The organism is Nostoc cycadae WK-1, assembly GCF_002897135.1.
Taxonomy (GTDB): domain Bacteria; phylum Cyanobacteriota; class Cyanobacteriia; order Cyanobacteriales; family Nostocaceae; genus Nostoc_B.
On the sequence record NZ_DF978438.1, the window covers coordinates 5,001 to 28,512 of the forward strand.

Here is a 23,512-nt window from a genome sequence, read left to right on the forward strand (position 1 = left end):
CAAGATCGCTTGTTCTAATCATCTGCTATCTCGCCAAACAGCACCAAGAACTGATTCGCCGTGCTGTTGGGTTACTAGAGCAAATGGCGGAAAACAACCGGGAACCTCATCAGGCTGCTTTACTTGGAGATTATATTGATGCTTTTTGCAATACTTACCAAGAGCGGATGGAAGAGGATGACCAAATCTCAACGGAATTACTAACCCACCTAGCACTTAAGCTGCTTGTAGACTTGTTATTCTACAGCGCTCCTGGTGGACACCGCCGTCTCTGGCTCGCACTCATCGACTCCGCAAAATATTGAAAACGTCTCCTTCCCAGTTTCTGCTATGCCTGTATCAAATTCTGTCATTCGTCGCTACACACCCCCCACTTGCACACTAGAAGTATTGGCGCAAAGCTCTCCTTTGTCCCATTGGATGGGGAAAAGTGTCATTAAGCAACTCAGCTTTGAGTTACGCATTGACGATCCACGACTACCAGAAGAACGCAGGGTTGTAATTCGGGGCGATCGCGACCAACTCGAAGCTTTGTGTGATGCCGTCACCACCTATGTGCAAGAATTTCTCCAACAGTCCCCAGAAAGCTTTGGGATGAGTTTTTCTGCTCCCCAAGACTCAACTAAAACATCTGATAATTCAGAGTTGGGGGATGTTCACCAATCTTCCCTATCAACACAAACTTTAAAATCTTTCACATCAGATATACCCAGAACCAAAATATATCTAGAACCAAGCAGTTCTTTAACTCACAAGCTGCATCTTGGTTCTCTCGCCAGTCAAGCATCTAGCTTATTCATTCAATTAAGTCTGTTGCAGCTTTTTGATTTAGCCTCAGCCTTGGATGAATATTCCGCCGATGTCGTGGCGTTACCTGCTTTGAATAATACCAGTTCTGTTGTGCGCTTCCCGGCTTGGGCATCTGTAGCCGCAGTTTTGGTTTTAAGTGTCGGTTTATTGCCAATAACTGTACAATACGCCAATAATTATCGGCAAAATCAACCAACAACAGCCAACAAAAATACTTCCACAGAGTCTGATGTGGCTTTAGCACCTTCACCTTCAGCTAACTTGAATACACCGTTACCGGGACTAACACCTTCCGATAATTTGCCATTGCTACCACCTATCGAATCGACTCTTCCTCTCCCGACTTCTCGTTTACCGACACAACCTGTTCTATCTCCTGGGGCTAATATTTCTGCTAACTCCCAAACATCTTTGGGTTTACCGTCAACATCTTCAAAAAATGTTTTGAACGTACCTCAGACAACAATTAGTGCCAAGAATAATCTATCAACTACCCCATCTACAAAAATTTCTGGTCAACAAATTGCGCTGAATCCAAATCTTAATCTGAACCCTGCACAACCAATTACTAAGGGTGAAATTACTTTACCTCAAAGGCGGAGTCTCCCATCTCGTTTATCTGGGACGGATAATTTATCATCTACTAGCAGCATTCCAGCAGTTCCACCGCCTCTAGCGACTCTGCCAAATGAAAGCCGCAGTAACAATTTTCCTCAAGGTTACTCACCAACAAACCAACAATTAGGGGAGAAAATCAATTCTTCTCTTCCGTCTTCAGCCGCTGATAGTAACCCATTTATTGATAGATTGGGGGATGATCCTAAAACTTCTGCACCCTCCAATATAGCTACTAACAGCACAATATTTGATACAACCCAAATAGCAGAAGCCCGAAGTTTCTTTCAGAAACGTTGGCAACCACCATCTGGATTAACCCAAACATTAGAATACAGCTTGACTGTGGATGTTGATGGTTCTATTGCGCGGATTTTACCGCTGAATAAGCCTGCAAGAGAATTTATTGACAACACAGGAATACCTGCTATTGGGAAGCCTTTTGTTTCTGGTAATAAATCTGGTCAAAATATCAGAATTCGGGTTGTTTTCAGTCCTGATGGTAAAGTAAAAACATTTTCAGAATCTGAGTAATTAAATCGAACAAGTTCATGCCATTTATCTAACTGGTACATAGTTTTGTGCCAGTTATTCTTTTGTTTCTGGACTTTTTATGGAAGTTTTACAGTCCAGTTAGCAAAGTGGTAATTCTATTATTGCCATTAAGTATGCAAATCAATACGATTTCTATAAATCCCTAAAAGCAAAGGTCGAGAATATGCAACCACTAGGTTCACCAAAAGATAGTGCAGCTTGGATTATTCAAACATGGGCTGCTTTCATAATTTCTATTTCTATGACCACCTTTGGTATTGTTAATTTGCCTGTTGATAGCTGGATTAAAGGTTTTATGGGTATGGGTTTAGCTTTTTCTGTTGGTTCAACTTTTACATTGGCCAAAACCACCAGAGATTTACATGAAGCTAAAAGATTAACTGCGAGAATTGATGAGGCAAAAGTAGAAAAATTACTTTCACAACATGATACTTTAAATTTAAAATGAGCAGACCTCTCTTCTGACACTCCCGAAAAAAATCAAAAACAAGGTTGAAAACTTAGGCTAGGCTAAGATCTGTGAATTTATTTTTTAGTATGATAAACATCACTATCGCTTTATCCTAAAACTTTTGCGTTACCAGAATTTTATGTTTTCCTCTGGCAAAAGTGACAGAAGAGAGACATAGTTTCTCATTTTAGTGGACGCAATTTAGTTGAGGTTATATCAAGTTGAGATAGAGGGAATGCAACTGTTCCACTCTTATTATAAGTACTTATCCGAACCTGATATTACTCCATATCTCTTCCGTGCAACATTCCCATCAACTTGCGTTTGCGGGCGTGGATTGCCATTAATTTGTTGTGATAATTTGACCATTCAGTTTGTCGATCTGATGCTGAGTAAGCAGCGCGGGCCTTTTTTAGCCAATCAACTGCGGCATCATAATATTCTGCTTTACCTGCATCCATAATTGCTTCGGCATGGCGACAAGCATGAGTAATCACCCACTCAGGACGATGAGGAATAGCCGCATCCATCACACGATGAATAATATCAGAGTGATAGATATTAAGTTCATTAGCGATCGCGATCGCCTCATCAATTAATCCTTCATGTAAGAAAATATCCACCTTAATTGGGGCAGTTTCCCAACCACTATAGGCAAGAAGAGTTTTTAACAAATCAGGTTTGACCCTTTCCCATTTATCCCCAGCTAAATTTTGAATATTTTGGTATTCTTCTAAAGAAGGGTGTGCCTGAAAAGCCAGTTTTTTTGCTTGCAAAGCTGTGGTTTGATCTCCCAACTTCTGAGCTAAATCACTTGTCCAAAGACCCAAATCATATTGACAATTTCCCTTTAAATGCAAGCCAATTTGAGCAATGTGTAACGCTTGTTGTAATGCTCCTTGTTCTTGCAGAGTTTTCCCCAAGGCAAAGGCTTCTTCCATTGAGTTCATTTCAGTTTGGGCAACTGCTAAGGCTTCTTCTACTCTGCCGAGTCTGCCTAGCATAGTTAAATATTGCCGAGTTTGCCCTTCCGCCTCCGCCAGATATAAGTATTCTTGATAACGTTCTTGCCGTTCCAGAATTTTTAGTCGAATTAAAGCTAAATCATCAGCATAATCGGGAATTTTTGCGTCCCATACGCCCCTTTCACTAATCTTGCCTTGCAAAATTTCTACCAGGGGTGGGTAATCCCAACCTTGGTGCAAAGCATCTAAACTTAAAGCAAAATCAACATCCCATTCATCTTGCCAGACTTCCAAATTTACCTGGATGTCCACTTTTTCTTCATCGCTCAGTTCAGCAGTCAGAATGGCTTCACACCAAGCATTATTCAATTCCCAGGCAATTTCATCATAGTCAGCACCGTACTCAGCTACTTCATACCAATTTTCGATACAGGTAGAAGTAATTGCTTCTAAAACTGCGATCGCTTTATTTCCTTCTCCTTGTTCAGTCAAATCTACAGCAGATTGCACTAAACTCAGTAATTCCTCGGCAATTGGGTCTTCTTCGCAACCATCCTCAAAATAGCGCACACCATCGTGAATAATCTGCCGTACTTGCCGCCGCACAGGATTTGTATCAATGGGATGCTGGCGCAGAGATTTGAGCTTTTTTCCTTGGGGTGCAGGATTAGTCATCCAGATCACATGACGATCAATTGTATCGATCAGTTGAGGATGTTCTGCGACTAATTCTTGTACTAGCCTTTGAGTTTGAATATGATCTAGACGATCTAGCAATTGTTCTAAAGTCGGACGATGCTCAATAATTTCTGGCTGGCGCACACAAACAAGCATAGTTGCCACAATGTGTTTACACCATCCGTCAAAATTATAGGCACAGGTGCAATTTGCCGAGGTTAAACTATGACCGTCAAAACTGAGGCTGACACGATAAGGTCTAGCTTCACTACCATCAACTTCTGCGTGTAACAAATTACCGCGTCGAGTGATGGTATCCACAGCCCCTGACTCAAAATAAGCCTCACCGCGTTGGTAAGACTTGGCGTTAGCATAACGACGGATGGTAAATTCACTGATTTTGGGAATAGACATCGGGCGATCGCGTACGAAAATCCTATGCGTAAATGAATTTTAGATCCAGGTTGGCTTTTCGGCTGATACCGATTTTGAATTCCCAGTCATAACCATCAGGCTGTTACTGAAATTTCCAACAATACGATACTAGTACAAGAAAGCAAAAGACAAAATATTTACGTCAAGAGTAGTCTATTTCTGCTTTTGACCACTAGTATTTTCTAATACTAATTATCTACGTTTAATTATCCAATGTATTGATGGATTAAAGTACAAGCAAGTTCCCAAAATCAAAACAAGAAGTTTTGCTACCTACTTGTAATAAATTTTCCAGTTCAAGATTTTTGGAACTGTTAAATGGTAAAGATTGTGAATCTAAAATGCCAAATTGGTATGACAACCTGAATCAGTTATTATACCTTTCTCCAAAAAATTAACCATATCAGTATAAAATTCAATAAGTGAATAATGTTTACTAAAATTGTCAATAAATTTATCTCTTAGCTTGTTAGCGTGAATGATAATAGTTGATTTAGCCATTCCCAACTCTCAATGGGTTGTCAGGATAGCTAGTCAAGTTGAGAATAAATAGGCGAAGCACACGGGGAAACTAACGTGAGTCAAGGATTTGATTACGATTTAGTAATTATTGGCGCTGGTGTAGGCGGACATGGCGCAGCCCTACACGCGGTAAGCTGCGGTCTGAAAACAGCGATTATCGAAGCAGCTGACATGGGCGGAACCTGTGTCAACAGGGGCTGTATTCCATCAAAGGCGCTGCTGGCAGCAGCAGGACGTGTGCGGGAGTTACGCAATGCCCATCACCTCAAGTCACTGGGCATTCAAATTGGTCATGTGGAGTTTGATCGTCAATCGATCGCCGATCATGCAGGTAATTTAGTCTCGAAAATTCAAGGCGATTTAACTAACAGCTTAAAGCGTCTGGGCGTAGATATTATCAGGGGTTGGGGCAGAATCGCCGGGACACAGAAAATCACTGTCTCTGGAGATGGCAGTGACAAAACAATTACTGCTAAGGATATTATTCTTTCTCCTGGTTCAGTTCCCTTTGTCCCTCCGGGGATTGAAGTTGACGGCAAAACGGTCTTTACTAGTGACCAAGGTGTCAAGCTAGAATCTCTCCCGCCTTGGGTGGCAATTATTGGTAGCGGTTACATCGGCTTAGAATTTTCGGATGTATATTCAGCTTTGGGCTGTGAAATCACGATGATTGAAGCCCTAGACCAATTAATGCCAGGGTTTGACCGTGATATTGCCAAACTCGCTGAACGGGTATTAATTACCCCCCGCGATATTGAAACCAAAGTTGGTATCTACGCCAAAAAAGTTATTCCCGGTTCACCGGTAGTAATTGAACTCGCAGATTTCAAAACCAAAGAAGATTTAGAAGTCATCGAAGTCGATGCTTGCTTAGTAGCCACAGGGCGCATCCCCGCCACTCAAAACCTGGGTTTGGAATCTGTAGGGGTAGAATTAGACAGACGGAATTTTATTCCTGTAGACGATCGCATGGCAGTATTGAGTGCAGGCGAAGTTGTTCCCCATCTTTGGGCAATTGGTGATGCCAATGGCAAAATGATGTTGGCTCATGCAGCTTCGGCTCAAGGTATTGTAGCTGTAGAAAATATCGTCGGGCGATCGCGGACTGTTGATTATCGCAGCATCCCCGCCGCCGCCTTCACTCACCCAGAAGTTAGCTATGTCGGTTTAACTGAAACCGCCGCCAAGGAATTAGGACAAACAGAAGGTTTTACCGTTGGTACTAGTAAGAGTTACTTCAAAGGTAACTCCAAAGCGTTGGCAGAAAACGAAGCCGACGGTATCGCTAAGGTAATCTATCGCCAAGACACAGGCGAAGTTTTAGGTGTTCATATCTTTGGGATGCACGCCTCCGACTTAATTCACGAAGCCTCAGCCGCCATTGCTAAACGTGAATCTGTCCATACCCTCGCCCATCTAGTTCACGCCCACCCCACCCTCTCGGAAGTACTAGATGAAGCCTATAAACGGGCAGTAACTATTTAGTCATTTGTTCTTTGTCATTTGTCCTTTGTTAATCAGCAAGGGACAAATGACTAATGACCATTGACCAATGACTAATGACCATTGACCACATTGACTCTTGACTACCTATGCAAATCCGTCGCCGTTCACCTAGCCCCGCTATAGATGTATCCATCTTGCGCTATCAGGTTGCTGTACCAGATGCACAACCTAACAATATTTTGGAAGAAATTGTCTGGCAAAAAGAAGTTGAAGTTGACCAACTGCGGGCAAAACAGCCTTTGGTTGAATTACAAAAACAAGCACTCTCCGCACCACCAACGCGAGATTTTATCGCCGCCCTCAAACAAGGTAAAACCAAACCAGCGTTAATTGCCGAAGTCAAAAAAGCTTCACCAAGTAAAGGCGTTTTACGCGAAGATTTTGACCCTGTGGCGATCGCCCAATCCTATCAACAAGGTGGTGCTAGTTGTATTTCTGTTTTGACAGATGTGAAATTTTTTCAAGGCAGCTTTGACAACTTAGCTAAGGTACGCGCTGCCGTCGATTTACCCTTATTGTGTAAAGATTTTATTATCTATCCTTACCAAATGTATTTAGCCCGCATTCAGGGTGCGGATGCCGTTTTATTAATTGCGGCTATTTTAAGTGACCAAGACTTACAGTACTTCATCAAAATTGCTAAAGCCCTAAAAATGGCAGCATTAATTGAAGTCCACAGTCTAGAAGAACTTGATCGCGTATTGGCGTTAGATGATGTCTCTTTAGTTGGCATTAACAATCGCAATCTTGAAGATTTCACCGTAGATTTGCAGACTACCTGTCAACTTTTACAAGCTAGGGGTGAACAATTACAAGCAAGAAATATTTTAGTTGTCAGTGAATCAGGTTTACATACACCTAAAGATTTGAGTTCAGTAGAACAAGCAGGTGCAACCGCTGTGTTAATTGGCGAATCATTAATCAAACAACCCGATCCAAAATTAGCGATCGCCCAGATTTTACCCAAGAATAATGCCATCTAAAGCTATCTTGCTCTGTAAAAGCAGAGCAAATACTTTTTGTATTAAATAGAGCGTATTAGCTTATGTAATTACACTTATCTTTCTTAAAACTTCACTGTTAAATACACCTATTTCATAACTAAATATTTGTTTTTTGTGTAACAATTCATGGCAAGAGATAAACTCTAAATAAGACAAATTATACATCTGCAATATTTAAGCCACATGGAGCAAATTCCTCTACCGTCACCCATCCACTACGAATTGATACTCCAACTTTTAGAAAGACAAACCTTGTTAGCCGTCAATCAAAATCCCGATTTGCGACATCAGGTCAATCAACTCATTATTACTCTTCGCAAAGCAGCAGTCCAGCAAAAACGGCTAGAAGAAATTTGTGAGGTGACATCTGTGGCTATTGACCACCGTTGGTCGCTCAATCATCATATTGCGGAGAAAGTGGTTGTGCCTGACTGACGAGGATATTTTGCGATTATTTTATAAAAATTGAAATAACAAAATACCCGATTTCCTAAAGAAGTCGGGTATTTTATTATTCATCAATAATCTATAACTCTTATATCAAAACATATTTTATCAATTTTTTTTTGTTTGATTGTCAATGAAAATACGTTTTTAAAATTTATATTGATGCTGTTAATAATCTTACAAAATAGCTCTAATCTATGTGACGAAATCGCAATAAATAGATGTTTTAACTAATTTTTTTATTTTTAAATTGCCTATGATAGGAATAGGTCAATTCATGTCTTGAAATAAATTATGCCAAAACGTGTAATTAAAGAAGTTAACAGTTGGTTTCAGCGAGAAAGCATCGTTAATAACCTAGAAAGATTTCAAGACTTTATTATTATCTCTCTGTGTGTTGGTTTATTCTGCGTCATGCTAATTAGACTAGGAGATATGTTCTTCTCCTTTTTGCATCCCTTAGATGTACGAGAAATCACATCCGATATTTTGTTTATTTTGATTCTTGTAGAGTTGTTTCGTCTACTAATTGATTACTTACAAACCCAGCAGATATCAGTAGGAGCAGCAGTTGAAATTACGATAGTTTCTGCATTACGGGAGGTAATTTTACGCGGAGTGTTAGAAATACAGCAAAATCAGCTTTTTGGAATTTCTACATTTTTATTAGTTTTAGCAGTCATTTTTATTGCTTTACCTTTAGTGTCCACCTTTTTTGGACATGCTAACAGTCACAATCATGAAACCTTGCCAGAAGCAACAGAAATATTGTCAGATAAAACTTTAACTGCGGATTAAATATAATGAGAAAATTATAATGCTGAATCAGATATTAGATTGAAAGTAGGATGAATGTTATTTGAGTGTTCTGAAATACCCCTTTGTAAGTAGGAATTAGAGGATATCTGTTAGTCACTGGAAGATGTAGTAATCTTGCATAATAGCCATATATGTATTCATTGGAGACCCCTTTACTTTTGAAGAAATCTTTGTCAAATTCTCCTTATGCCTATTCAAGCTCAGGCTAAGAAGATAAATCTCTTTTTTTGGAGAAGTTTCAGCAATGGATCAGGTTGTCATCAATGATACAACGTTACGTGATGGCGAACAGGCAGCAGGTGTTGCTTTTAACTTAGAGGAGAAAATCGCGATCGCCAAATTTCTTGATGCGATCGGTGTTCCAGAAATAGAAATTGGCATTGCGGCGATGGGTGAAGCAGAACAACAAGCGATCGCATCAATTGTTGATTTAGGTTTGCAAGCTCATCTTTTAGGTTGGAACCGTGCGGTTATTGCCGATATTCAAGCTTCTATCGCTTGTGGTTTAAAGCGAGTGCATATATCTATTCCTGTCTCTGCAATTCAAATTGGGGCAAAATTCCAGGGAAAATGGCAATTAGTATGGCAAAAGCTCAAAGATAGTCTGAGCTTTGCTCTAGATCAAGGATTGTTTGTCTCTATAGGAGGAGAAGATTCTTCCCGCGCCGATGAACAATTTCTTTTAGATACAATACTTTCTGCTCAAGAATGGGGTGCATCGAGGTTCCGCTTTTGTGATACCGTAGGCATTCTTGACCCGTTCACAACTTACGACAAGGTAAAAAAATTGGTCACATCCTTGTCCATACCTGTAGAAATGCACACTCACAATGATTTTGGTCTAGCGACAGCCAATGCCCTAGCAGGTATACAAGCTGGTGCATTATCTGTAAATACTACCGTCAATGGGTTAGGTGAAAGGGCGGGAAATGCAGCTTTAGAAGAAGTTGTGATGGCACTTAAACATCTATCAAAGATGGATTTAAGTATAGACACGCGGCGTTTATTAGAAATATCTCAACTGGTAGCCACAGCATCAGGTTACGGCTTACCCCCTTGGAAGGCAATTGTCGGCGAAAATACCTTTGCCCACGAATCAGGTATTCATGCTCATGGAGTGTTACAAAACCCCCATACATACGAACCATTTGCCCCAGAAGAAATTGGCCGCGAACGGCGTTTAGTGGTTGGTAAACATTCTGGTCGCCATTTATTATCTAATCTGCTGCAACAACATGGCATTATTCTGAATCATGAAGAAACTCAATCTGTGTTAAATGCAGTTAGGCAAGAATCAATGCAGAAAAAGCGCAGTCTCACAACACAAGAACTTTTATCTTTAGTAGCACATACACAGTGATTCTCAAGCAACCTAGGTTCGGCAATGTCTACAACATAAAAATTAGGCTTTGACTGAATCCAAAGCATTGCCCAACTGACTTTTATGTCATAAAGTAGCTGGTGCAAGATATCGGCTTTGTTGGGTTAATCTTCAAGAAGGCTTGCGCCGAGGATATCACTCCACCCAACTTAGCATTTTATCAACTGAAATGTATTGTGTAGTGTCAGTCATCACTAGTGGTGTTGAGTTAATTTGACTAATAGGAGCAGGCTGCATATCTCGATAATCGAGGATTTGGACAATAATTAGATAAGCAATAGCCAGCAAGATAGAAATTGCACCTGTAACAATAGCGACTATTTTTGAACGATTCATCAATATTTCCTGTGTTGTAATTTTTTCCGGTTCTTAATATCTACATTGCCACAAGATAGTAGGTAACAGGCAACAGGACAACAAAAAATCGGCTTATCTGAACTGTATTGTTTGATAAGCAGCGATCGCTATTGCTAAATTTTTTTATTCTGTCATCTACTCTACTAAGCACTTCGTAATGCCACAATTGGGTCAAGTTTAGCAGCACGACGGGCGGGAACGACACCGAAGAATAAGCCAATCGCACCGGAAATCCCCACGGCGGTAGCAATGGTAATGGGAGAGATACTTGCTTCTAATGGTGTTAAGGTTGCGACTAGCATAATTCCGCTGACACCAACAGCAGTCCCGACTACACCACCAATGGCGGAAACAATGATCGCTTCAATCATGAACTGTAACAAGATATCTTGTTCGGTTGCGCCGATCGCTTTTCGCAGTCCGATTTCTTGGGTGCGTTCGGTGACGGAAACCAACATAATATTCATGATACCGATACCGCCAACAAATAAGGATATGCCAGCGATCGCCGCCAGCATAATTGTTAATGCACCTGTGATTTGTCCCACAGTTTGCAACGCATCTTTTTGGGTGCGGATAGTAAAGTCATCTTCACCGATGATTTTGTGGCGTTGGCGCAGCAAGTTGGTAATTTGAAACACTGCTGCATCTACACTATTGGCGTTTTTTGCTGAGGCGACGATGTAAGTTAACTCTAATCCGAATGGAGAAGTCCGCCCAACAATGCGGTTTGCCATTGTAATTACCGGGATCAAAGCCGCATCATCATAATCAACGCCTAGGCTGGAACCTTTACCAACTAACACCCCAATCACGCGAAAGCTGGTATTGCTGATGCGTAACTGCTGTCCCACAGGGTTACTATTACCGAAAAGTCGTTCAGCTAATTTTGCACCCAGCACTACCACTTGGTTACTGCGTTTCATATCGACTTCCGAAAAAAACCGCCCTTTGTCGGTTTCAAAGTCGCGCACATTTAAAAAGCTGGGCGTTGTGCCGATAATATTGACATCGGTGTTTTTGTTAGCGTAAGTCACTACTTGTCTGCTATTTAACTCCGCCGTCACCTCGGCGATAGTTGGTACTTGAGTAGCGATCGCTGTAGCATCTTCCAAGACTAAAGTTTTTGGGACATCACGAGAAATACGTTCGGTTTCTTGATTCCCCGGAATGACAAACAACACATTCGGCCCTAGAGATTCTAACTCATTAGAAACATATTTCTGTCCACCTTCCCCAATGCCAATCATGGCAATTACCGAAGCGTTACCAATCACGATACCCAGCATGGTGAGAGCGCTACGCAGCTTATTCGACAGCAGAGTTTTCCCCGCCATTTGTACGCTTTCTAAGAAGTTCATTGGTTTTGTTCTTCCTGCGCCTTCTTGATTTTATAATCCTTGGGTAAGTCAACAAACACGCGATCGCCCACTTCTACTCCTGATAAAACTTGAGTTTGGTCTTGAATTTGCGCTCCTGTTGTCACTTCCCGAAACTGAGGCTGATTTTTAGCATCGGGGACAAGGACACCAGTTTTACCTTTTTCGGTGACAATGGCCACGGTTGGTAATACTAAAGTATTGCTGACGCGATCGCCTAAAAAAGTCAAGTCTAAATTTAAGCCAGAACGGAGTTTATCTGTCCCTGTATCTAAAGCTACCCGCACCTGAAAAGATGTCACACCTTGTTCTAGTACTGCTTCTGGTGCAATCAAGCGTACACGACCTTTAAATACTTGATCAGGATAAGCATCAGCCACAATTTCCACTTCTTGTCCTGGTTTAACTCTGCCAATATCTGCTTCGGGTATTTTTGCTAATACTTCTAAACCTTTAGCAACAGCCACAATTGAACTAGAAGTCGCCGACGCATCTGAAGAAGCAGAGGTAGTTGGTGTGACAAATGCACCGATATTGGCATATTTCTGCGTGATAATTCCTGCAAAGGGAGCGCGAATTACAGTCTCCTGTATTTTGACATCAGCTGCGGCTAACTGAGCTTGCGCTGCTTTGACTGCGGCTTGACGTTGAGCAATTTCTTCTTTACGTGTGCCATCTTGTAATAAAACTAAGGCGGCTCTAGCTTCAGTGACAGCGGCTTCTTTCATCTCGATTTCTTCGCTGCGTGAGCCACTTTGCATTAAAGACAACCGACGACGAGCTTCTTCTAAATTCGCTTTAGCAGATTTATCTTCACTGACTGCTTGATCTAATAATTGCTTTTTCTCCGCACCTTGTTGATAAAGATATTGATAACGTTTAACTTGTTCTGCGGTGTAATTTACCCTTGCTTGGGCTGCATCTACTTGGGCTTGAGTTTGAGCAATTTCTTGGGGACGATTACCTGCACGGGCTTGGGCTAACTGCGCTTGGGCTTGAGACAACCGCGCCTTTGCTTGAGTAATTTCTTGGGGACGAGTCCCTGCTAAGGCTTCATCTAACTGGGCTTGGGACTGGGCTAAATTAGCGCGATACTGAAGAATTTGCGCTTGTAAATCCCCTACATCCATCCTGGCGATAATTTGATTTTGCTCTACGCGATCGCCTTGTTCTACATATAATTCTGCCAGCACCCCAGGATTTTTCGGACTGATATTCACACTTTGTATAGGTACAACCTTACCACTGGCAGTAATTTTCAAAGTCACATTTTTAGCTTCTACCGGCACAGTTAGTTGTGTAATATCCTGTTCACCAGCTGATCGATTAACTATGTTGGCGGTAGTAGTAACACCAACCACAACAGCACCCGTGGCTATCAACCCAATCAGCCAGCGGAATGGGTGATAAACTTTGCCAATAACGGGAACTTCTATGTAGGTGTTCATAAATCACGGTCTAACGAGTACTTTTGGGCTTTTGAGTTGGTCTATACAAGCTATAAGACTAAAAATTATGGGGATTTTTCATATATGAAGAATTATGGAAGATATAAATTAACGTTCCTTAATATTAGTCTTTAGTAATTTTACTTGCCTTCACCTAAATGGGTGAACTGAGATATTGAGTCAATAGTAATTTGTGATTCATACTTTGCCCACATTTTCACTTTCTGCAAAAATTGAACCTAGCTCATAAAAAGTGATGAAAAAGCTAACCATACTAGCTTTTGCTGGTTTATAGACCTATTTATATGCCTTTGCCCTGGAATGAGATCATAATAACGATAGATTTTTATCAATCAAATTTAGCCCAAATATTCATTAATTATCTAAAAAATATTTCCGATTGACATATTTTTCTGATTGTCATACGTATCTTTTTATCAGCTAGTTTGTCAAGTTTAATTTTAAAAATATCTGCTAAAATTGCTAAAAAAATTTGACATATTATTAACACGATATTTTTTGTAAGATCAATTTTCTATTAATCTTTTTTTTGTGAATTATCCTAAACAAATCATAGACACTAATTTTATGCGATTTTAGAGTTTTATATTTATTGTCAGATATTTAATATATAGTAGTCATCAATTATTCATAAACAACAAGATCCCCGACTTCTTTAAGAAGTCGGGGATCTGAGCTTCTCTATTGTCATTGCTGAAATAATTAGAAATGCTATAGTTTTTTGGCTCATAGCTAAATTCATTCAGCCAAATATAGGCTAAAAAGCTTATCCCCCAAAGAATAAACATGGATTTAATGTAGTCTGGTTACTGAGCAGCAAAATTGAGTAATTGCCCAGATAAGCAGATTAATTAAAAAACAACAGTCCTTTATGATACTATTAATAAATATCAAAATGATTTAACATCAAATTTAGAGTTCTGTAGGTATAGCATGGTCTTTTGGCGCTGCTTGGCTGCCTCTAGCTTGATTATTTGCTTCACTTCTGGCTGCGATAGCAAAGCACAATCATCAATAAAAAACACCCAGCAAGTGGTACAAGAAATTAATGTTTCTCAGTTGCTGACAGAAGCAAAGACGAGTCAAAAGGCAGAAAATTTATTTCATCAAGGCAATAAATTATTAGATGCACAACAATATCAAGAAGCCATAGTAGCTTATGATAAAGCGATCGCCTTTAAACCAGACAGTGCAGATGCTTGGATTAACAGAGGCATAGCTTTGACAAAACTGCAAAAACACACAGAAGCATTAGCGTCTTATGATCAAGCAATCGCTATCAAAGCGGATAAAGATGAAGCTTGGTATAACCGAGGTAATGCTTTAGCATCATTACAAAGTTATGCAGCCGCAATTTTAGCTTATGATCGAGCGATCGCCATTAAACCAAACAAACAAGAAGCCTGGATTAACCGAGGTATCGCCTTAACAAAACTGCAACGTTATCAAGAGGCTTTAGCATCTTATGATCAGGCGATCGCTATTAAGCCAGACAAGCCAGAAATTTATTACAATCGAGCTTGTACTTATGCCTTGCAAAACAAAGTAGAATTAGCAATTACCAACTTAAAAGCTGCCATACGCCTAGTTCCAGGAAAATACCAACAATTAGCGAAAACCGATCCAGACTTTAAAAAAGTGCGTAGTGATCAAAGATTTCAAAAATTAATTCAATAGCTGCTTGTGACAGCCATAAATTTTAGCAATTGCTAGATAGATGAGGAAAATAAATAATCTAAAACATAGACAATAAATAGTTTTCCAGCCTATTTTCTGTTGGCTATTCCCTGCTATATAAGTAATACTATACACTCTGCTGCAAGTTACAGGGTATGATTTGGATTAACTAAATCTAATCTCTGCGTTGCTTTGCTCGCTGCGATCAAAAATAATATATGAAAAAATTACTGATTACCGGAGCCAGTGGTTTTTTAGGATGGCATCTTTGCCAACTAGCAAAACCAGAATGGGAAGTTTATAGTACTTATAACTCACATTTTATAGAAATTCCGGGAATCAAAATACTGAAAGTCAATTTAACAGACTTTCAAGAATTAAAACAACTATTTAACGATATTAATCCAGCCGCAGTTATTCATACAGCCGCCCACTCACAACCCAATTTTTGTCAAATTTATCCTCAAGAATCACACTTAATTAATGTCATGGCATCTTGCAATATAGCTGGACTATGTGCAGATTATTCGATTCCTTGCGTGTTTACATCAACTGATCAAGTTTTCAATGGTTTAACTGCTCCTTATCATGAAGCTGCACCAGTATGCCCCATCAATATTTATGGTGAGCAAAAAGTCATGGCTGAGATGGGTATGTTAGAGCGATATCCTATGACCGCAGTCTGCCGGATGCCTTTATTATTTGGCAGTGCGACACCCACAGCACAGAGCTTTATTCAACCATTTATTCAAACTTTAAAGGAAGAAAAAGAATTAAGTTTATTTATTGATGAATACCGCACACCAGCCAGTGCGATAACAGCAGCTAAAGGATTATTGTTAGCCTTACAAAAAGTGAATGGTATCATTCACCTAGGAGGGAAAGAAAGGATTTCCCGCTATGACTTTGGGCAATTATTGGTAGAAGTATTCAAACTACCACCCACAGGCATAAAAAGCTGTCGCCAAAAAGATGTAAAAATGTCAGCACCAAGACCAGCAGATGTTTCTTTAGATAGTTCTCAAGCTTTTGCTTTAGGATATCAACCTTTATCTATCAAAGAAGAATTAACAATAATAGCTAAGTATCAATAGGTTATCTTATATAATTTTCCGAGATTATTTTTAGAGATTCCAATACTTTGGATAAATAAATTATTAAAGTTGAGCAAGGTGTTTAATTTTTAAATCCTCCATTTTGCTGTTATTTCAATAGCTGCAACTTATCTCTCTAGAAAGAGGTTTCGTTCTGAAGGGTCTGCAACAATCTAAATTACTGAAAAGTATGAAATGGTTTGGGATTAATTACTTAAGACGAACAACAAAATGCTAATCAATTATTCATCCTGGCAAAAAAATAGAATATATGGTTTTTTAAAGCTTTTGTGATAAATGAATCCGCATTAATTTGAAAATTAAATAAGTATTTTAGTACTACTAAATTCTTTACGTGGAAAGGAGCTTATGTCTAATAGGTATAAGCCTAGTTTTTCAACGTTTAGCATCAGGATAAAAATAGGAAATAATCACTACCAAGAATTTTTTCCAATCAAACAAACAGAGTAGTTAGTCCATAAAAGGAACTTAAAACATGAAATCTCTTAATTTATCCAAGTCTGTTTTAGTGGGTTTATTCACCATCAGTTGTGCAATTGCATTATCCACGCCTATTTATGCTCAAACTGGAGGAAGTGGTACAGGTAGTGGAGGAAGTAGCGGAGCAGGAACAGGCACTACAGGTACAGGTACTAACGGAACTGGAACAGGAACAGGCACTACAGGTACTTACGGTACAGGTACTAATGGAACAGGAACAGGCACTACAGGTACAGGAACTGGAACCACCGGAACTGGCACAGGCACTACAGGTACTTACGGTACAGGAACTGGAACCACCGGAACTGGCACAGATACAACAGGCACTACAGGTACAGGAACCACCGGAACTGGCACAGGCACTACAGGTACTTACGGTACAGGAACTGGAACTACCGGAACTGGTACAGATACAACAGGTACTTACGGTACAGGAACTGGAACTACCGGAACTGGTACAGGCACTACAGGTACTGGCTCTGGCACCACTGGGACTGGAAGTGGTACAGGTACCACAGATACTTATGGTACAGGCTCCGGCACCACAGGAACTACTGGAAGTGGAACTGACACTACAAATACTAATGGAACAAACACAGGCACAACAAATACTACAGGCACAACATCTTACCAAGGAACTAATGATGTGAGAGGCGATCGCAATTCCAATTGGGGTTGGTTAGGTTTACTTGGTCTAGCTGGTTTAGCTGGTTTAGCTCGTAAGCGCCAAGAACCCACAGCTTACCGCGATCCTAATGAAGTACGTACTGGTTCTAAATATTAGATTGCCTGATCACTAACTCATATCATATCGGGCAAATTACTGGTGATATGTCATTGCGAGTGCAACGAAGTGGAACGACGCAATCGCCTGGACTATGGTATTACTTTGCTGCGCTATCGCTTCGCTCGTAATGACAAGTGTTTAGTCGGACTTGATATCACACCACTAAATTTTACCAACAAATTATAGATTCCCAACTTTTTTCCCAGAGTTGGGAATCTATATTTTTAGTGGATTTACAGTCTCAAATTTAGGTATAGAGCCTATTCTTATTTTGAATTCTGACTCCTGAATTCTTCAATTATATTGATTTATTAATCTGCCATCCCAGCAAAATCTTGATAAGCTGATGTCTAATGTCTACAGCCCTAGGATTGAAAGCAGTACTTCAACAGATCCAGCAACAAGACAGATATTAATCAATCCAGTCAACAAGAAGGATTTATTGAATGTCGGTGGGAATACGCTACGATTGGCAGGAAGCAGAAATTCAGAAGATTTATGATATGCCATTGCTAGAGCTTATTTATCAAGCTGCTAGTGTACATCGCCAATATCATGACCCTAAAAAAATACAGGTTTGTAAACTTATCTCCATTAAAACAGGAGGTTGCCCAGAAGATTGTGGCTACTGCGCTCAATCTTCTCGTTACAAAACAGAAGTGAAACCACAGGCACTTCTAGACAAAGATACAGTAGTGAATATTGCCCAAACAGCTAAACAAAAAGGTGTTAGTCGTGTCTGTATGGGTGCGGCTTGGCGGGAAGTGCGGGATAACTCTCAGTTTGAAATAGTGCTGGAAATGGTCAAAGAAGTGACCGATATGGGTTTAGAAGTCTGCTGCACCCTTGGGATGTTGACAGCCGACCAAGCGAAGCGATTAGAAACAGCCGGATTGTATGCTTACAACCATAACTTAGATACCTCAGAGGACTATTACAGCACAATTATTACTACCAGGACTTATAGCGATCGCCTGAATACAATTGAGAATGTTCGCCAAACTAATGTAACTGTCTGCTCTGGCGGTATCCTAGGCTTAGGTGAAACGGCTGAAGACCGTGTATCGATGTTGCACACCCTGGCAAATCTCAATCCTCATCCAGAGTCAGTTCCAATTAATATTCTTTCCCAAGTTGAAGGTACACCCTTAGAAAATCAACCAGATGTACCCATTTGGGATGTTGTGCGGATGATTGCTACAGCACGTATTGTTATGCCAACTTCTGATGTGCGTTTGAGCGCTGGCCGTGCCAGACTTTCTCAAGTTGAGCAAGCTTTCTGTTTTATGGCAGGAGCTAATTCTATATTTTCCAGTGACGACAACAAAATGCTCACTGTCACCACTCCTTGTCCAGATTATGATGCTGACCAGGAAATGTTGAACTTGCTGGGTTTAGAAATGCGTCCGCCTGTGCAAAGAGCAAATCAGATTGCTAGTCCTGCGGCGGTGGGATAAGTAAATAGGGTGTAAGGGTGTAGAATTTTGCCTAACTTATACCCTTACACCTTTATACCCTTAATTTTTAGAGGATTTTAGCAGCACGTAGACCGAACAACAGACCAGCTGCGATCGCTGTAAATAAACCTAAAAAACCGACGTAAGCAACTATTGCAAACATTTTGATGCTTCTCCACAATACTTCACTAAATCTATTGAACCATTAGTCAAGGGTCAATGGTCAATGGTCATTTGTCCTTTGTCATTTGTCATTGGTGATTATTTCACCCTCCTACACCCCTACACCCTGCTTTCCTCCCTCCGTTTGTTCCCAGATTGCGTTAAAATACAAGCCCACGGGCGCTTTTTAGGGTTGGGCAATGACTTCTACCATTAACGTTAATTTACCGCAGCAGTCTTACGAGATTGCGATCGCACCTGCCAGCTTAGATCAACTTGGTCAAAGTATGGCCAATCTCCAGCTAGGGCAGAAAGTAGTGTTAGTTTCTAATCCATCTATTTTCAAGCATTATGGCGAAAGAGCGATCGCATCACTCCAATCCGCAGGATTTAACGTGGCTAGTTATTGCTTACCAGCCGGGGAACGCTACAAAACCCTCAATTCCATCCAAAAACTCTATGATGTCGCCTTAGAAAACCGCCTGGAACGTTCCTCGACAATGGTCGCGTTGGGGGGAGGCGTAATTGGTGATATGACAGGTTTTGCCGCTGCAACTTGGCTGCGGGGAATTAACGTTGTTCAAGTACCTACCACCCTGTTAGCAATGGTAGACTCTGCTATTGGCGGCAAAACTGGCGTAAATCATCCCAATGGTAAAAACTTAATTGGCGCATTTCATCAGCCGCGTTTAGTCTTAATTGACCCAGAAGTATTAAAAACTCTACCTATGCGCGAGTTTCGTGCAGGTATGGCAGAAGTTATCAAGTATGGTGTGATTTGGGATGAGGAATTGTTTACCCAGATGGAAGCCAGCAAACATCTCAATCAACTCCGTTATATGAAGCCGGAACTGTTGAATGAAATATTAACTCGTTCTTGCCAAGCCAAAGCCGATGTTGTCGGTAAAGATGAGAAAGAAGGTGGACTACGGGCAATTCTCAATTATGGACACACTATTGGTCATGCGATCGAAAGCTTGACAGGTTATCGATTAGTTAATCATGGCGAAGCAGTTGCGATCGGTATGGTAGCGGCTGGACAAATTGCTGTCAACTTAGGTATGTGGCAACAAGCCGAAACAGACAGGCAAAATGCGATCGTTCAAAAAGCAGGTTTACCCACAAAATTACCTGCGGGTGTAGATATTGCTGCAATTATCGACGCACTGCAACTGGATAAAAAAGTCAAAGCAGGTAAAGTTCGGTTTGTGTTACCAACCCAAATTGGTGTAGTCACAGTTACCGACCAAGTACCAGCAGATGTCATCCAGCAGGTATTACAAGGGATGCAATAGATTGCCTAGATAAAGGTTTGGTTCAGAGGTTGCTAGAACTTTTGCGATACCAAAAGCTGTTGCTAACCTACCGCATTAAAATTCCCAAACATGATCTGGATCATCAAGTGCCGCTTTCACAGTAGACAGATCAGTAAGGTTCTTGAAAGGACTAGACTTTGCCAATTCTACAACCGCACTTAGTGCCAAGCCAAGCTGTTGATTGTTACCAGACGATATCGCTTGATCAACTACTTGAAAAAGTGATTGAAAATTGTCAGCACGCTCATCAAAGGAATGCTCAAGATAACCAATTAAGAAATCACGTTTTGCTTTAATTTCAGCGAGAGTTACTTTCTCCCAGGCTTCAATCTCACAGCGTTTTGTCTTTTCCTCTTCTGCAATTATCAAATATTCAGTCCATGCTTGAACAACATCATTCAGACATTGTGCCGGACTGGCGAATGCTTCAGCACCTCTTACGAAGCTTTCTGGGTGCTTTTTATTTACCATATTCTTTCCTTAAATAATCTGAGTGCGAGACAAGCTGAAACCATGATTCTATAGTTGGATAAAACTTCTATTCCCTGGTCTAACTAGCAACGAAATCGTATTAACCCGAACTGAGATTAAATAGTACGATACTTTGCCTTTAACTCTGCTGCATCACAATTCAGATTGCCTTCAGTATCTAAAACGGGAGTTTTCATAATTTCGACTAATGCTTTAATTAAAAGTGCGACTTGTTGAAACTTTGCTGCATCACGCTCACGGACAAAAGGATTTGATTCAAGCTGTATCAAATTATCAGTAGCTCTATTATTAAGATTTTCTACAAGCTCTTGTAACTCTGTAATTCGTCGTTGAACTTGTCTAAGGAAATCTTCAAAAGCATTAAGTTTGGCAATTTCAGTGTTTGCTTTAGCTTCATAGCCACGCGCCTCAGTCAAAGCTTTTTCACCTTGCCCTCCTAAAACAAAACCACCAATCATTAAGGCAGGCCCTACTGCAATTCCACCTAGTACTAAAGTTCCTAATGCCATACCGCCGCCACCTGCGGCTAGGGAACCTCCACCGAGCCATGCGAGAGTAGCATTCCAAGCAGCAGCACCACTCAATCCACCGATAGCCGCTCCAGTACTGGCTGTACCAAAAAGCCCTACGAGTGCCACTGTCCCTTGTCCTGCCGCATATGCTGCTCCAACTGCTGTAAAACTACCTTTTGCAAATCGCTCCGCTTCCAATGCTGCTGCTTTATACTCCTGGATCTGCTGAGGCGAAACGCCCTCCAATCCTTCTAAAAACTCCAAATCGCTTTGCGAGGCCTGTTGACCAATTCTTTCAATAAAAGCAATAAAACGCCCAATGGTTTGAAGTTTGGCTTGAATTTGGAGTTGCCCGTATTCCTCTGCCAAACTTTGAGTTGTTTGTAAGGTTTCCTCTACTGATTTTCGCTTCCGTTCATAACGTTGTTGAGTAGCTTTTCCGAGCTTCTTCGCTTCATCCATTTTGGAAACGCCATCCACTCCCGCAACAACACCGACACCAGCAGTGATTAAAGCAGCAGCACCAAGAATAATCGGAATAATAAAAATCATAAGGAGTTTCCTAGCTACAGATAGTACACTTATTTGAGCAATGAGATAAATTTCAAACAATCCTTACCAACATAGCAATGGAGAACAGAACACACCCTCCGTAAAGACTCTGATGCTGAGACATCTAGCTATTTAACATTTCTGCATAAAATCCTGTAAACATTACTCAAAAAAAGAGGTGATATGAACTTAAACATTATTCTTACCAAGAACGATAAAATTAGAGTTTAAGGTTATCCCGAACTCAGGTTAATTACAATTAAACTAGCTAATAGCTGGTTTGCGCTATGATTTTTCAAACCAAAAATCAATTGACTTTACAAGAGTTTTTACATCTTCCTTCAGGTGAGGGAGATACTACCTACGAACTTGTAGATGGTCAAGCTATTCCTAAAATGTCGCCGAAAAAATTTCACTCTAAACTGACTCGTGTCCTACTCAACTTGATTGAACAATTATGTGGAGCGAATGGAGAAGTATGTCCAGAATTGGCTGTTTCTTTAACTCGTAGAGGAAGAGATTGGGTTCCTGTACCTGATATTTTATACATCTCAAACGAGCGTTTGCCTTCAGACTGGGAAGAAGAAGGAGTATGTTCTGTTCCCCCAGATTTGGTGATTGAGATTATTTCACCAGGGCAAACTTTTGGTCAGATGATTGCCAAAGCCAAAGATTATTTAGATGCAAAAGTGTTGCGAGTGTGGGTAATTGATAGCAAAGCCAGAAGTATTACTGTGTTTTTCCCAGATGCAGCACCACAAACATATATGGGCGATGAAATACTCAAAGATGCGCTGTTTCCCGGCTTAGAATTTACAATTGAGCAAGTATTTTTACAGGCAAAAATTCCGTTAAAGTAGTTATTTTGTAGTTATGAATTATTAGTAAAGTTCCATATCCCTGAATTATCAAATAATTCGGGCATCTCATAAATATAAACTCAGTATAATTACTAATACCAATAAGAAGAAATGATTAATCACCTCATATTTGAGGTTATGGCTGTTACCCTAGTGTATATATGACGCGAAGTTAAAGAAAGCATAACACTCAGGGATTGCTCCATGAAAAGGTTCATTTACTTACCGATAATATCTTCTTTATTGATGAGTGTGGGATGCCAAGTAGCTCTTTCTCAAAGTTCCAACTATGATGTTAAACCAAGGTTAATTACTGCACAAACATTATCTGAGTTAAAGCCAGCTAATATTGTGAAAGTTGCTGAAGTCAGCCAACAAATTAATGAAGATACCGCTTTGAATTTAGTGTGGAAGTTACCACAGGTACAACGCAAAGCTAAGGAAATTGAACGGCTTTCTAAAGGCACTATTAAATTAGGTGTGATCGTTGACGGTTCTCCTACTCCCAATGAACCTTACTATAAAATTCGGATATTTGAAAATCAATCAGACTATGATTCCACAATTTATTGGTTTCGGGTGTTTAATGACAGCGGACTAATAGAAGTTCTTGATGTGATTGAGAATAAATATATTAGTTTAGATGAATGGCGGGAGCAATTAAAGCGATAAAAAAACTTAATTATCTTCGCTTACATCTTTCACTATC

General features: G+C 40.3%; 22 protein-coding genes (1 of these 22 running past the window's edge). 15 read left to right on the forward strand and 7 right to left on the reverse strand.

Going from position 1 to position 23,512, the window contains the following annotated elements; translation table 11 throughout:
- The 3 genes from NCWK1_RS22850 to NCWK1_RS22860 all read left to right on the forward strand — a co-directional run.
- Positions 1-305 carry the 3' portion of a DUF3038 domain-containing protein gene (locus tag NCWK1_RS22850; RefSeq protein WP_096582534.1) on the forward strand. 298 nt of this gene lie to the left of the window's left edge, so only the last 305 of its 603 coding nucleotides appear in the window; the start codon falls outside the window, past its left edge; its stop codon occupies positions 303-305.
- Positions 306-330: 25 nt separating this feature from the next.
- Positions 331-1,959 carry a DUF4335 domain-containing protein gene (locus NCWK1_RS22855; RefSeq protein ID WP_103126292.1) on the forward strand — a complete coding sequence of 543 codons (1,629 nt, stop codon included), beginning with the start codon at positions 331-333 and terminating at the stop codon, positions 1,957-1,959.
- A 184-nt stretch (positions 1,960-2,143) separates the two neighbouring features.
- On the forward strand, positions 2,144-2,428 hold the full coding sequence (locus NCWK1_RS22860) for a YiaA/YiaB family inner membrane protein (RefSeq protein WP_096582538.1): 285 nt from the start codon (positions 2,144-2,146) through the stop codon (positions 2,426-2,428).
- Between the two features lie 284 nt (positions 2,429-2,712).
- Here the strand turns inward: NCWK1_RS22860 and NCWK1_RS22865 are convergent, their stop codons facing one another.
- Positions 2,713-4,488 carry an SWIM zinc finger family protein gene (locus tag NCWK1_RS22865; RefSeq protein ID WP_103126293.1) on the reverse strand — a complete coding sequence of 592 codons (1,776 nt, stop codon included), beginning with the start codon at positions 4,486-4,488 and terminating at the stop codon, positions 2,713-2,715.
- Positions 4,489-5,085: 597 nt separating this feature from the next.
- Here NCWK1_RS22865 and lpdA point away from each other — a divergent pair.
- The 5 genes from lpdA (at position 5,086) to nifV (ending at position 10,167) form a co-directional block, all read left to right on the forward strand.
- Positions 5,086-6,516, forward strand: a complete 1,431-nt coding sequence (lpdA, locus tag NCWK1_RS22870; RefSeq protein WP_103126294.1) for a dihydrolipoyl dehydrogenase — start codon at positions 5,086-5,088, stop codon at positions 6,514-6,516.
- Positions 6,517-6,623: 107 nt separating this feature from the next.
- Positions 6,624-7,520 carry an indole-3-glycerol phosphate synthase TrpC gene (gene trpC / locus NCWK1_RS22875; protein WP_096582544.1) on the forward strand — a complete coding sequence of 299 codons (897 nt, stop codon included), beginning with the start codon at positions 6,624-6,626 and terminating at the stop codon, positions 7,518-7,520.
- Between the two features lie 204 nt (positions 7,521-7,724).
- Positions 7,725-7,976 carry a DUF5340 domain-containing protein gene (locus tag NCWK1_RS22880; protein WP_096582546.1) on the forward strand — a complete coding sequence of 84 codons (252 nt, stop codon included), beginning with the start codon at positions 7,725-7,727 and terminating at the stop codon, positions 7,974-7,976.
- Between the two features lie 306 nt (positions 7,977-8,282).
- Positions 8,283-8,786, forward strand: a complete 504-nt coding sequence (locus NCWK1_RS22885) for a phosphate-starvation-inducible PsiE family protein (RefSeq protein ID WP_103126295.1) — start codon at positions 8,283-8,285, stop codon at positions 8,784-8,786.
- A gap of 265 nt (positions 8,787-9,051) precedes the next feature.
- The gene (gene nifV, locus NCWK1_RS22890; protein WP_103126296.1) at positions 9,052-10,167 is read left to right on the forward strand and encodes a homocitrate synthase; all 1,116 of its coding nucleotides are present in this window, start codon (positions 9,052-9,054) and stop codon (positions 10,165-10,167) included.
- Positions 10,168-10,323: 156 nt separating this feature from the next.
- Here nifV and NCWK1_RS22895 read toward each other — a convergent pair whose 3' ends face one another.
- The 3 genes from NCWK1_RS22895 to NCWK1_RS22905 all read right to left on the reverse strand — a co-directional run bounded on the left by NCWK1_RS22895 (position 10,324) and on the right by NCWK1_RS22905 (position 13,372).
- The gene (locus tag NCWK1_RS22895) at positions 10,324-10,524 is read right to left on the reverse strand and encodes a hypothetical protein (protein ID WP_103126297.1); all 201 of its coding nucleotides are present in this window, start codon (positions 10,522-10,524) and stop codon (positions 10,324-10,326) included.
- 164 nt (positions 10,525-10,688) lie between these two features.
- Positions 10,689-11,906 (reverse strand): ABC transporter permease, encoded by a 1,218-nt coding sequence (locus NCWK1_RS22900; RefSeq protein WP_096582554.1) that lies wholly within the window; start codon positions 11,904-11,906, stop codon positions 10,689-10,691.
- The gene (locus NCWK1_RS22905) at positions 11,903-13,372 is read right to left on the reverse strand and encodes an efflux RND transporter periplasmic adaptor subunit (protein ID WP_103126298.1); all 1,470 of its coding nucleotides are present in this window, start codon (positions 13,370-13,372) and stop codon (positions 11,903-11,905) included. Before NCWK1_RS22905 ends, NCWK1_RS22900 begins: the two co-directional genes overlap by 4 nt.
- 954 nt (positions 13,373-14,326) lie before the next feature.
- Here NCWK1_RS22905 and NCWK1_RS22910 point away from each other — a divergent pair.
- From NCWK1_RS22910 to bioB, 4 genes are all read left to right on the forward strand, one after another.
- Positions 14,327-15,070: a tetratricopeptide repeat protein gene (locus tag NCWK1_RS22910; RefSeq protein WP_103126299.1), complete on the forward strand. Its 744-nt coding sequence runs from the start codon at positions 14,327-14,329 to the stop codon at positions 15,068-15,070.
- Positions 15,071-15,288: 218 nt separating this feature from the next.
- Complete coding sequence (locus NCWK1_RS22915; RefSeq protein WP_103126300.1) at positions 15,289-16,164, forward strand: SDR family oxidoreductase; 876 nt, start codon at positions 15,289-15,291, stop codon at positions 16,162-16,164.
- 496 nt (positions 16,165-16,660) lie between these two features.
- Complete coding sequence (locus NCWK1_RS30630; RefSeq protein WP_146034027.1) at positions 16,661-17,449, forward strand: WGxxGxxG-CTERM domain-containing protein; 789 nt, start codon at positions 16,661-16,663, stop codon at positions 17,447-17,449.
- 449 nt (positions 17,450-17,898) lie between these two features.
- Positions 17,899-18,909: a biotin synthase BioB gene (bioB, locus tag NCWK1_RS22925; RefSeq protein ID WP_096582564.1), complete on the forward strand. Its 1,011-nt coding sequence runs from the start codon at positions 17,899-17,901 to the stop codon at positions 18,907-18,909.
- 67 nt (positions 18,910-18,976) lie between these two features.
- On the opposite strand, the gene petL is transcribed toward bioB, so the two are convergent.
- Complete coding sequence (petL, locus tag NCWK1_RS22930; RefSeq protein WP_096582566.1) at positions 18,977-19,072, reverse strand: cytochrome b6-f complex subunit PetL; 96 nt, start codon at positions 19,070-19,072, stop codon at positions 18,977-18,979.
- Between the two features lie 199 nt (positions 19,073-19,271).
- Here petL and aroB point away from each other — a divergent pair, with 199 nt between their 5' ends.
- Complete coding sequence (gene aroB, locus NCWK1_RS22935; RefSeq protein WP_103126301.1) at positions 19,272-20,366, forward strand: 3-dehydroquinate synthase; 1,095 nt, start codon at positions 19,272-19,274, stop codon at positions 20,364-20,366.
- Between the two features lie 75 nt (positions 20,367-20,441).
- On the opposite strand, the gene NCWK1_RS22940 is transcribed toward aroB, so the two are convergent.
- The gene (locus tag NCWK1_RS22940; protein WP_096582570.1) at positions 20,442-20,858 is read right to left on the reverse strand and encodes a hypothetical protein; all 417 of its coding nucleotides are present in this window, start codon (positions 20,856-20,858) and stop codon (positions 20,442-20,444) included.
- 116 nt (positions 20,859-20,974) lie between these two features.
- Positions 20,975-21,943: a hypothetical protein gene (locus tag NCWK1_RS22945; RefSeq protein ID WP_103126302.1), complete on the reverse strand. Its 969-nt coding sequence runs from the start codon at positions 21,941-21,943 to the stop codon at positions 20,975-20,977.
- Between the two features lie 287 nt (positions 21,944-22,230).
- Here NCWK1_RS22945 and NCWK1_RS22950 point away from each other — a divergent pair, with 287 nt between their 5' ends.
- Both NCWK1_RS22950 and NCWK1_RS22955 read left to right on the forward strand, forming a co-directional pair.
- Entirely contained in the window at positions 22,231-22,803 is a 573-nt protein-coding gene (locus tag NCWK1_RS22950; protein WP_103126303.1) for a Uma2 family endonuclease, read from the forward strand.
- Positions 22,804-23,007: 204 nt separating this feature from the next.
- The gene (locus NCWK1_RS22955) at positions 23,008-23,475 is read left to right on the forward strand and encodes a hypothetical protein (RefSeq protein WP_103126304.1); all 468 of its coding nucleotides are present in this window, start codon (positions 23,008-23,010) and stop codon (positions 23,473-23,475) included.
- Positions 23,476-23,512: the final 37 nt, after the last annotated feature.

Excerpts from the sequence above, each read along its gene's own strand:
- NCWK1_RS22855 (WP_103126292.1), top strand. The coding sequence starts at position 331 with ATGCCTGTATCAAATTCTGTCATTCGTCGCTACACACCCCCCACTTGC.
- NCWK1_RS22860 (WP_096582538.1), top strand. The coding sequence starts at position 2,144 with ATGCAACCACTAGGTTCACCAAAAGATAGTGCAGCTTGGATTATTCAA.
- NCWK1_RS22865 (WP_103126293.1), bottom strand. The coding sequence starts at position 4,488 with ATGTCTATTCCCAAAATCAGTGAATTTACCATCCGTCGTTATGCTAAC.
- trpC (WP_096582544.1), top strand. The coding sequence starts at position 6,624 with ATGCAAATCCGTCGCCGTTCACCTAGCCCCGCTATAGATGTATCCATC.
- NCWK1_RS22880 (WP_096582546.1), top strand. The coding sequence starts at position 7,725 with ATGGAGCAAATTCCTCTACCGTCACCCATCCACTACGAATTGATACTC.
- NCWK1_RS22885 (WP_103126295.1), top strand. The coding sequence starts at position 8,283 with ATGCCAAAACGTGTAATTAAAGAAGTTAACAGTTGGTTTCAGCGAGAA.
- nifV (WP_103126296.1), top strand. The coding sequence starts at position 9,052 with ATGGATCAGGTTGTCATCAATGATACAACGTTACGTGATGGCGAACAG.
- NCWK1_RS22895 (WP_103126297.1), bottom strand. The coding sequence starts at position 10,524 with ATGAATCGTTCAAAAATAGTCGCTATTGTTACAGGTGCAATTTCTATC.
- NCWK1_RS22900 (WP_096582554.1), bottom strand. The coding sequence starts at position 11,906 with ATGAACTTCTTAGAAAGCGTACAAATGGCGGGGAAAACTCTGCTGTCG.
- NCWK1_RS22905 (WP_103126298.1), bottom strand. The coding sequence starts at position 13,372 with ATGAACACCTACATAGAAGTTCCCGTTATTGGCAAAGTTTATCACCCA.
- NCWK1_RS22910 (WP_103126299.1), top strand. The coding sequence starts at position 14,327 with ATGGTCTTTTGGCGCTGCTTGGCTGCCTCTAGCTTGATTATTTGCTTC.
- NCWK1_RS22915 (WP_103126300.1), top strand. The coding sequence starts at position 15,289 with ATGAAAAAATTACTGATTACCGGAGCCAGTGGTTTTTTAGGATGGCAT.
- NCWK1_RS30630 (WP_146034027.1), top strand. The coding sequence starts at position 16,661 with ATGAAATCTCTTAATTTATCCAAGTCTGTTTTAGTGGGTTTATTCACC.
- bioB (WP_096582564.1), top strand. The coding sequence starts at position 17,899 with ATGTCGGTGGGAATACGCTACGATTGGCAGGAAGCAGAAATTCAGAAG.
- petL (WP_096582566.1), bottom strand. The coding sequence starts at position 19,072 with ATGTTTGCAATAGTTGCTTACGTCGGTTTTTTAGGTTTATTTACAGCG.
- aroB (WP_103126301.1), top strand. The coding sequence starts at position 19,272 with ATGACTTCTACCATTAACGTTAATTTACCGCAGCAGTCTTACGAGATT.
- NCWK1_RS22940 (WP_096582570.1), bottom strand. The coding sequence starts at position 20,858 with ATGGTAAATAAAAAGCACCCAGAAAGCTTCGTAAGAGGTGCTGAAGCA.
- NCWK1_RS22945 (WP_103126302.1), bottom strand. The coding sequence starts at position 21,943 with ATGATTTTTATTATTCCGATTATTCTTGGTGCTGCTGCTTTAATCACT.
- NCWK1_RS22950 (WP_103126303.1), top strand. The coding sequence starts at position 22,231 with ATGATTTTTCAAACCAAAAATCAATTGACTTTACAAGAGTTTTTACAT.
- NCWK1_RS22955 (WP_103126304.1), top strand. The coding sequence starts at position 23,008 with ATGAAAAGGTTCATTTACTTACCGATAATATCTTCTTTATTGATGAGT.